Annotated in this window: 7 protein-coding genes, 1 pseudogene and 1 other annotated feature; of the genes and pseudogenes, 3 read left to right on the top strand and 5 right to left on the bottom strand. The window is 37.0% G+C overall.

Annotation, left to right across the window (positions count from 1 at the left end; genetic code table 11):
- Positions 1–63 precede the first annotated feature (63 nt).
- The 5 genes and pseudogenes from Y7E_RS0125125 to Y7E_RS0125105 all read right to left on the bottom strand — a co-directional run bounded on the left by Y7E_RS0125125 (position 64) and on the right by Y7E_RS0125105 (position 6,361).
- Positions 64–1,080 (bottom strand): hypothetical protein, encoded by a 1,017-nt coding sequence (locus Y7E_RS0125125; RefSeq protein ID WP_017153970.1) that lies wholly within the window; start codon positions 1,078–1,080, stop codon positions 64–66.
- Between the two features lie 171 nt (positions 1,081–1,251).
- Positions 1,252–1,650, bottom strand: a pseudogene (locus tag Y7E_RS0125120) (IS4 family transposase); the annotation flags it as partial.
- A 104-nt stretch (positions 1,651–1,754) separates the two neighbouring features.
- On the bottom strand, positions 1,755–4,175 hold the full coding sequence (gene pheT, locus Y7E_RS0125115; protein ID WP_017153968.1) for a phenylalanine--tRNA ligase subunit beta: 2,421 nt from the start codon (positions 4,173–4,175) through the stop codon (positions 1,755–1,757).
- An 18-nt stretch (positions 4,176–4,193) separates the two neighbouring features.
- On the bottom strand, positions 4,194–5,228 hold the full coding sequence (pheS, locus tag Y7E_RS0125110) for a phenylalanine--tRNA ligase subunit alpha (RefSeq protein WP_003200942.1): 1,035 nt from the start codon (positions 5,226–5,228) through the stop codon (positions 4,194–4,196).
- Positions 5,229–5,272: 44 nt separating this feature from the next.
- Positions 5,273–5,501: a binding site (T-box leader), on the bottom strand.
- Between the two features lie 62 nt (positions 5,502–5,563).
- Positions 5,564–6,361, bottom strand: coding sequence for a TrmH family RNA methyltransferase (locus tag Y7E_RS0125105; protein ID WP_026049346.1), 798 nt, complete (start codon positions 6,359–6,361; stop codon positions 5,564–5,566).
- An 82-nt stretch (positions 6,362–6,443) separates the two neighbouring features.
- Between Y7E_RS0125105 and sspI the strand changes: the two genes are divergently transcribed.
- The 3 genes from sspI (at position 6,444) to Y7E_RS0125090 (ending at position 8,496) form a co-directional block, all read left to right on the top strand.
- On the top strand, positions 6,444–6,653 hold the full coding sequence (sspI, locus tag Y7E_RS0125100) for a small acid-soluble spore protein SspI (protein ID WP_017153966.1): 210 nt from the start codon (positions 6,444–6,446) through the stop codon (positions 6,651–6,653).
- 214 nt (positions 6,654–6,867) lie between these two features.
- Positions 6,868–7,452, top strand: a complete 585-nt coding sequence (locus Y7E_RS0125095; protein WP_017153965.1) for an HD domain-containing protein — start codon at positions 6,868–6,870, stop codon at positions 7,450–7,452.
- Positions 7,453–7,782: 330 nt separating this feature from the next.
- A complete protein-coding gene (locus Y7E_RS0125090) occupies positions 7,783–8,496 on the top strand; it encodes a CPBP family intramembrane glutamic endopeptidase (protein ID WP_017153964.1) in 714 nt (237 codons plus the stop codon).
- Positions 8,497–8,514 lie beyond the last annotated feature (18 nt).

Raw genomic sequence — 8,514 nt, 5'->3', positions numbered from 1 at the left:
TAAGTGACGTTGTATGAGCTTAGCTTGATAGCGATGTGGCTATGCCCCTTAAGGGGTCTTTTTTTATGCTGCAGGTTCTGTTGGAGCTGGTTGAACAGGAGTTACGTTCCCGCCCCTCATGGATTGATTCATAAATTCACCAATCATTTTTTGTAACTCATCCATTGGAACAATGTTCTTTTCAGAAGTATCGAATGTGAATTTGATTGGTTTATCGATAGATTTGATATCAGAATTAATATTCATATCAAATTTAATTGTTTCTTTTTCGTTTTCAGGATTTTTTGCTTCGACATGAATTGCTGCATCCTGTTTTTTTATTGTTTTTCCATCCATTGTATAAATTAAAGAAATAGAAGATTTATCAAGATTTGCATCTTTCAATTCTTTCTTAAAGTCTGCAATTTCTTGTTTTGTTCCAGTGAAGTTTTTCATTGTAGAAATTTCATCAAATACCTTTTCAATCACTGTTTTTAAATCTTTACCTGTTAATTTCACAGTGTATACATCTTTTTCTTTTGTAAATTTGTCTTCAGGAAACGCTTTGATTGCATCTAATAACGATTTTTGTACTTTCTCTTGGATTTTCGCAGATTCTTTTGTATCTACTTCTCCTAAATCTTTCATATCCATTTTGATAACTTTTCCTTCTAGAGTAGAAAAACTATCACCAGGAACGCCAGCTAATTGTAATAGTGATTTTACATTATTCGCTTTTACATATAAAGCCTCTTTCCCTTCATCCATAAACATTGGAATCGATATATCCATTTTCATTGCATCTGTTTTAATATTTGCACCAATTGTTACTTCGTCTTTTTTTGCATCTTTATCTGTTTTTGAATCAACTGTAATTGATATGTTTTTTAACATATCCATTGCCGCTTTATCTTCTCTTTTCATATCTTTCGCATTAGAATCGAATTTAAAAGAAATTGAACCGCTTGATTCCATTTGCTTTGCATTTAAAATGCTTTCTGTTGAAGAAACAACTGTTTCTTTTGCAGATTTTCCACACGCAGATAAAGCGAAAAGACTTAAACTTGCCGCAACCACTAATCCCATTTTTCCAAACTTCATAAAACCACCCCTTCAATTCATTAACATATCTATCATAACATGGAAAACAAAAAGTAGGGATATTCAAATGAAAAAATGTAACTACTCAGCTACTCTCTTGATTTGAGGGTTTCTTATTTTCTGTATCTTTTAGGTTTACCTTCTTTTTTCCTGTTAACACTTGAATTATCAGTGATGGGGAAGTTGAAACATAGTAGAGCCTAGGATTCGAATTCGTTTGAAATTCCCTCCTATCGATGGAGTTGAACAAATATTTTGATGAAATAACCTCGCGAAAATTTGCTTGAAAAATCGAATAGTATGAGAAGTAAAACGTTGATTCAACCCCTCAGAAAATAAAGAAACACCAGTTACCTTATTCAATTTGGCACATAGACTCGCTAAAGATTCTGTTCCAACTGTTTTACTTAAAAAGACACATAAAAAAACGATATCCTGTGCTTTACATTTTCTTTTATGTTGAATCATTCCTGTCTCATGTGCAAGTGATTCTAAAAATGAAAGTGAAAATGTATTCTTTAATTCCTGACTTAATAATTGTAATTCTTCCGTAAAATTTATTGAAGACATAAAAACAGCTACCCTTTCATCGATACTCCATGAAAGGGTAGCTGTTTTTGGTAAAAATTACACATAACCTTAACTTGATGGCTATGAGCCACAAGGCTGCTTTTTTACTTACGTAACTCCGCACCAAACTTCTCTTCAACCGCTGTTAATACACGGTTATGTGCTTCTGTTACTTCTTCGTCTGTTAATGTACGTTCTGGATCGAAGTAGTTCATAGAGAATGCAAGTGATTTCTTGCCTTCTTCCATTTTTTCACCTTCGTATAAGTCGAATAGTGTTACTTCTTTTAACAGTTCTCCGCCTGCTTCCGCAATTACTTGCTTCATTTCGCCAGCTTTTACTTCTTTCGCTACCACAACTGCCATATCACGTGTCATAGATGGGAAACGTGGAATTGCTGAGTAGTAAGTCTCTTCTGCACGAGCAGCAAATACTTTTACTAGAGACAATTCGAATACGAATGTATCTTTCACATCTAATTGTTTTTGCGCTTCAGGGTGTAATTGACCGATGAAACCAATTACTTCTCCGTCTAGTAAAATGTCAGCTGTACGTCCTGGATGCATGCCTTCACGTTTTGCAGGAGCATATGTGATGCTGCTTGCGACACCAAGTACGTCGAATAATCCTTCTAACACACCTTTTGCAACGAAGAAATCAACAACTTTTTTCTCACCTTGCCATGCATGGTGAAGAGCAAGACCTGTCATAACACCTGCAAGATGTTGTTCTTCTTTCGGAAGTGCACCTTCTTCTGTTGGTAGGAAGATAGAACCTACTTCATATAATGCAACACTATCGTTTTTACGAGCGTTGTTATATGAAACTGCTTCTAACAATTGTGGTACTAGGCTTAAACGAAGTTGGCTGCGCTCTTCACTCATTGGAAGCGCAAGATTTACAGGAGCTTTTTCGTTTGGCTCAACCATATATTGTTTCGCTTTATCAGCACTTGTTAATGAATACGTAATTGCTTCATATAAACCAGCGCCTTCTAAGAATCGACGTACTTTACGGCGTTTTGTTTGTGCCGCTGTTAATTTACCACGCGTCATTGTACCAGTTGGTAATGTAACCGGAATATGATCGTATCCGTATAGACGACCTACTTCTTCAACTAAGTCTTCTGCGATTGTAATATCAGGACGACGTGCTGGTACGTTTACATGGAATGTTCCTTCTACTTCTGTGAATGGGAACTTCAAGTTTGTGAAGATTGTACCCATTTCACTAGCAGTGATTTCTGTACCTAATACACGGTTTACTTTTTCAGCTGTAACGGATACTGTACGCTCTTGTACTTGTAAGTTATCAACTTCTACCACGCCTTCAAGTGCTTCTCCACCAGCATATTTCGCCATTAAAGCTGCTGCGTGTTGAATTGCTTCAAATGTACGTGTTGGGTCGATTCCTTTTTCAAAACGTGCACTTGATTCACTGCGAAGACCTAAGTCTTTTGATGCGCGGCGCACTGTTTGACCTGCAAAGTATGCAGATTCAATTAGAACGTTTACTGTATCGTTATCAACTTCAGATTCTGCCCCGCCCATTACACCTGCAACAGCTAATGCTTTTGTACCGTTTGTAATTGCAAGGTGATGTGCTTGTAATGTACGTTCTTGATCATCTAATGTTTGAATTTTTTCGCCTTCTTTTGCAAGACGAACAACGATTTCTTTTGAACCTAATTTATCATAATCAAATGCATGTAATGGTTGACCGTATTCAATTAAAATATAGTTTGTAATATCAACTACGTTGCTAATTGGACGAATGCCAGCTGCCATAAGACGAGTTTGCATCCACATTGGTGATGGACCAACCTTTACGTTCTTCACCATTTTTGCAATATATAATGGATTTTGCTCTGTTGCTTCTACACTTACAGAAATATAGTCAGACGTTTTTTCTGCTGTTTCTTGTAAGTCTACAGCTGGAAGTTTCACTTCACGGCCGTAAATAGCAGCCACTTCGTATGCAACACCTAACATGTTTAAGCAATCTGCACGGTTTGGTGTTAAACCAAGTTCAAGTACTTCATCGTTTAAGTTTAAAATTTCAAGTGCATCCGCACCAACTTCTGCATCACTTGGGAAGATGAAGATACCATCTGCATATTCTTTCGCAACTAGTTTCCCTTCAATGCCAAGCTCTTGCAGTGCACAAACCATACCGTGAGAAGCTTCACCGCGTAGTTTTGCTTTTTTAATTTTGAAGTTACCAGGAAGTACAGCGCCAACTTTTGCAACTGGTACTTTTAAACCTTTTGCAATGTTAGGAGCACCGCAAATGATTTGTACTGGTTCTTCTTCACCGATGTCGATTAAACATTTGCTTAATTTATCAGCTTCTGGGTGTTTTTCACACTCTAATACGTGACCAACTACAACACCTTTTACACCTTTATTTAATACTTCAACGCCTTCTACTTCAATACCACTTTTTGTGATTTTATCTGCTAGTTCTTGTGCTGTTATATCTTTAATATCTACATACTCTTGTAACCAACGATATGATACGAACATATTTATCCTCTCCTTCCCTTACGCTCGTTTGAATTGTTGTAAGAAACGTACATCATTTGTGTAGAAATGACGAATGTCATCAACGCCGTATTTCAACATTGCAATACGCTCTGCACCCATACCAAATGCGAAACCTTGATATTCTTTTGAATCGTAACCAGCCATTTCAAGTACGTTTGGATGAACCATACCTGCACCTAAAATTTCAATCCAGCCTGTTCCTTTACAAGTGCCGCAACCTTTGCCGTGACACATCATACAAGAAATATCCATCTCTACAGATGGCTCTGTGAACGGGAAGAAACTTGGACGAAGACGGATTTCACGATCTTCACCGAACATCTTTTTCACGAATACTTGCAGTGTACCTTTTAAATCACTCATGCGAATGTTTTTGTCGATTACAAGACCTTCAATTTGCATGAACTGGTGTGAATGCGTCGCATCGTCATCATCACGGCGATACACTTTACCAGGGCAAATAATTTTAATTGGGCCTTTTTCTTTATTATTTTCCATTGTTCTTGCCTGCACAGAAGATGTATGTGTACGTAGTAATGTTTCTTCTGTAATGTAGAAAGTATCTTGCATATCACGCGCTGGGTGATCTTTCGGTAGGTTTAATGCTTCGAAGTTGTAGTAGTCTTTCTCTACTTCTGTTCCTTCTGCAACTTCATATCCCATACCGATAAATACATCTTCAATTTGTTCCACAACCGCTGTTAATGGATGGTGACACCCTGTTTCGACAGGACGACCTGGTAATGTAACATCAATTGTTTCAGATGCTAATTTCGCTTCGATTACTGCTTTTTCGATATTGTTAATTTTGTCTTCTAAACGCGTTTGAATTGCTTCACGCACTTCATTTACTAACGCTCCCATACGTGGACGCTCTTCTGGAGATAATTTCCCCATGCCGCGTAATACTTCAGTAATTGGGCCTTTTTTTCCTAAATACGCTACGCGTACATCGTTTAAGCCCTTTAGCTCTTTCGCTTCTTCAATCAGCTCTAACGCTTTTTGCTTTAGCTCTTTTAAACGTGCTTCCATTTGAAACCCTCCTAATTTTAAAAATAAAAAAACCTCGCTCCCTAAAAAGGGACGAGGTAAATTCGCGGTACCACCCTAAATTGACAGAACAAGTCTGTCCACTCAATTAGTTATAACGGCCAGCTTAGGCCGGAACGCCTTTACATATAATGGTCCTGGCGTCAACTCCAGAGGTGAATTCACTTCCGTCTACCATAAGAATGCTTTCAGTCTACGGCATTCTCTCCCTATATGGCGATTTTGCAAGCTACTCTTCTCTATCAACGTTTTTCATTATTTTACTTTTATTATATGTTCATCATGAACATGTACTTCAATTTATTATAAGAAGTTTTTTACCGATTCGCAACCGGGCTTTGTAAATAATACGTTAAAATCCCAGCAGCAACCGCAACATTTAATGATTCTGCCCCGCCGTAAATCGGAATATACAAGTTTTGATCACATTTTGCAAGAATTTCTTGGCGTACACCATTTCCTTCGTTTCCTACAATTAATGCAAAACTTCCTGTCGGCGTTACTTCTCCATACGGAACTCCGTTTTCAAGAGCTGTTCCGTATACAGGAACGTTCTTTTCTTTTAACTTATCTACCCATTCTTCTAAGTTTCCTTTTACAATCGGTAAATGGAAGATAGAACCTTGTGTAGAGCGGAGCACTTTACTATTATAAGCATCCACGCATCCTTCTCCAAGCACAACAGCATGAATACCGGCTGCATCTGCTGTACGAATAATTGTCCCTAAATTACCTGGGTCTTGCAAGCCATCTAATAATAGAAATTTCCCATCTGTAAGAGCAATTTCTTTCTCATGCTTCTCACAAACAGCAAACACTCCTTGCGTCGTTTCTGTCTCGCGAAGTACCTTTACAATTGCTTCAGGCACAATATACACTTCAACATCAGTAACCGTCCAATCTTTTGGAAGATCTGTCTGATCTGAGACAATAAGTTCTGTTACAACTCCAGCCTTTAAAGCTTCCTCAACTAAGTGGAATCCTTCTACAAAGAATAAACTTTTTTTATCGCGCTCTTTTTTCGTCTGCAGCTTTTTCCACTGCTTAACCCGCGGATTTTGTACTGAATCAATGTTTTTCATAATATGTATTTCCCTCTCTTCTTGTCTTCTCATTATAGCCTATTTTTTATACATATTTACATAAAAAAGAACAAAAACTAACGTCAGTTTCAATTCAGAAGAAGAGGTGAAAAGAATGAATTTTAATTTACGCGGCGCTGTATTAGCAAACGTTGCTGGAAATACACAAGGCGAATTACAAGAGACAATTGTAGAAGCAATTCAAAGCGGTGAAGAAAAAATGCTTCCAGGGCTTGGTGTTTTATTCGAAGTGATTTGGCAAAATGCTGACGAAAATGGAAAACATGAGATGTTAGAGACTCTTGAACAAGGGTTAAAAAAATAAAGAATGAGAAAGTCACCTTAGCCTGAGCTAAGGTGGCTTTTATGTTAGCGATAATCCTCTCTATTCTTCCATTCTTAGAAACTGTTACTTCCTCTTTCCTAAACATTTCTACTTTACTAACACAGGCATGATGGAGTAAAATATTCAAAATATATTTATGTCTATCTGTTTGTTTCCATCATACACATCAATAAATAAAAGGAGTGAATGTTTTATGCGCCGTATCACGCTTGAACAAATTTTTAAGCATCACATTACACAAAAATATGTAAACCGTTCTGGAATGGTCCACGCGATCGCTGTCGCTTACCATGCGTTTCATCTAGCAAAAAAGCATCACGCCTCAGTCGATGCGGCAACAAAGGCTGGTTTTCTTCATGATATAGGACATCACACATGGTATCGTAATGGAGAATGGGACTATGAATTGTATAAAAAAAATGATATCCATGCCATTAAAGGAGCGGAAAGAGCTCATAAATTACTAATCCGATTAGGAGAACACCCGAATCAAGCAAAGGAAATTTCTGTCGCAATTCTCTTGCACACGGATTCCTTTTTACTAGAACAAACACTTGAAAGAACGACTCTACAAAATATTATTAAGTGGGCAGACGAAGCAGATGAAGAACCAGGGGGAGCACATCACTACCGGACGATTTCTTATGAAAAAGCATTGCAAGCAATTAAGCGATTGGATCGAATGGTTGATCGTGAATTACAAAAACAACAACCCGCGTCCCATACTCATATTTTTTCAGATAAAGGAAAAAAACAGGGCGAATTTGTTAAACAGTAGCATTTTTTTTACGTCCCGGATTGTCAATTGATACAACACCTATAACACGTGTAAGTGAATGGAACTAGGGTAACTATAAAACTTCGTTCCCCCAGCGATTTTATTTCATATTACAAAAAGAGGCATCGCTACATAGCGATACTTCTTTTATTATTTTCAAACACTTCCTGCACTTATTCATTCGCTTCCTAATCATTCATTTCCATCAAAATTCATATCTCTCTTACTAATCCCCAACTTAAACCTTCTATTTATGTAATATTTAAAAATGACATTCATCAACTAAATATGTATAATTCTATATACAAATAAAAAGGAAGGACTCGATATATGCAATCGACTACACAACTTACATATGATCAGAAACAACCTATGTCCTGGTTACAATTTATTGGTTCTGCTTTATTTGCCTTTTTTGGAACAGGACTACTAAGCGGCTTATTTATATTACTCCCGCTTACGATTTATAGTGAAGGCATTACGAATAAAAAGACAATCGCTCTATATGAATCACTTGGAAATGCTGCAAGTACTTTATTACAACTACTCGTTTTATTATTATTCATCTATAAATATGAACCGGTGAAAAGACTATTATTATCCGCTTTCAACTTTCAAGCACTCAAAAAAGCGAGTACCTACGTATACTTACTTCTATTCTTTGCTTTAAATATCATCTTAAATTCTCTTATCATTACGCATCTGTTTCCAGACGCGACCGAGCAGCAATCATCTGCTTTAAATTTAGATCTTTTAAAACAGTATCGAATGTTATTAATTGTTGGATTTGCGATATTTACTCCTATCTTTGAAGAAATCATTTTCCGCGGCATCATCCTTCGTTTCTTTTCAGAGCGCTTTCCGTTTTGGATCGCAGCAATTGGAACAAGCTTGATCTTTGGAATTGCTCATACATACTCACTTGGAGTCATGGTTGTAACTTTCCTTATGGGACTATTGATGGCGATTTTATGCAAAAGAACAAACTCCATTCTTCCAGCCATGCTATTTCATATTATGAATAATACACTTGCGTTTTTATAACGTGAAACTTTAACCTAT

Source organism: Bacillus bingmayongensis, from assembly GCF_000299035.1.
Taxonomy (GTDB): domain Bacteria; phylum Bacillota; class Bacilli; order Bacillales; family Bacillaceae_G; genus Bacillus_A; species Bacillus_A bingmayongensis.
The sequence above is the reverse complement of the archived record's forward strand: the minus strand, read 5'-3'. Positions and strand labels throughout refer to the sequence as shown.

Bases quoted from the DNA above. Each gene is read 5' to 3' on its own strand.
- Y7E_RS0125125 (WP_017153970.1), bottom strand. From the start codon at position 1,080: ATGAAGTTTGGAAAAATGGGATTAGTGGTTGCGGCAAGTTTAAGTCTT.
- pheT (WP_017153968.1), bottom strand. From the start codon at position 4,175: ATGTTCGTATCATATCGTTGGTTACAAGAGTATGTAGATATTAAAGAT.
- pheS (WP_003200942.1), bottom strand. From the start codon at position 5,228: ATGGAAGCACGTTTAAAAGAGCTAAAGCAAAAAGCGTTAGAGCTGATT.
- Y7E_RS0125105 (WP_026049346.1), bottom strand. From the start codon at position 6,361: ATGAGAAGACAAGAAGAGAGGGAAATACATATTATGAAAAACATTGAT.
- sspI (WP_017153966.1), top strand. From the start codon at position 6,444: ATGAATTTTAATTTACGCGGCGCTGTATTAGCAAACGTTGCTGGAAAT.
- Y7E_RS0125095 (WP_017153965.1), top strand. From the start codon at position 6,868: ATGCGCCGTATCACGCTTGAACAAATTTTTAAGCATCACATTACACAA.
- Y7E_RS0125090 (WP_017153964.1), top strand. From the start codon at position 7,783: ATGCAATCGACTACACAACTTACATATGATCAGAAACAACCTATGTCC.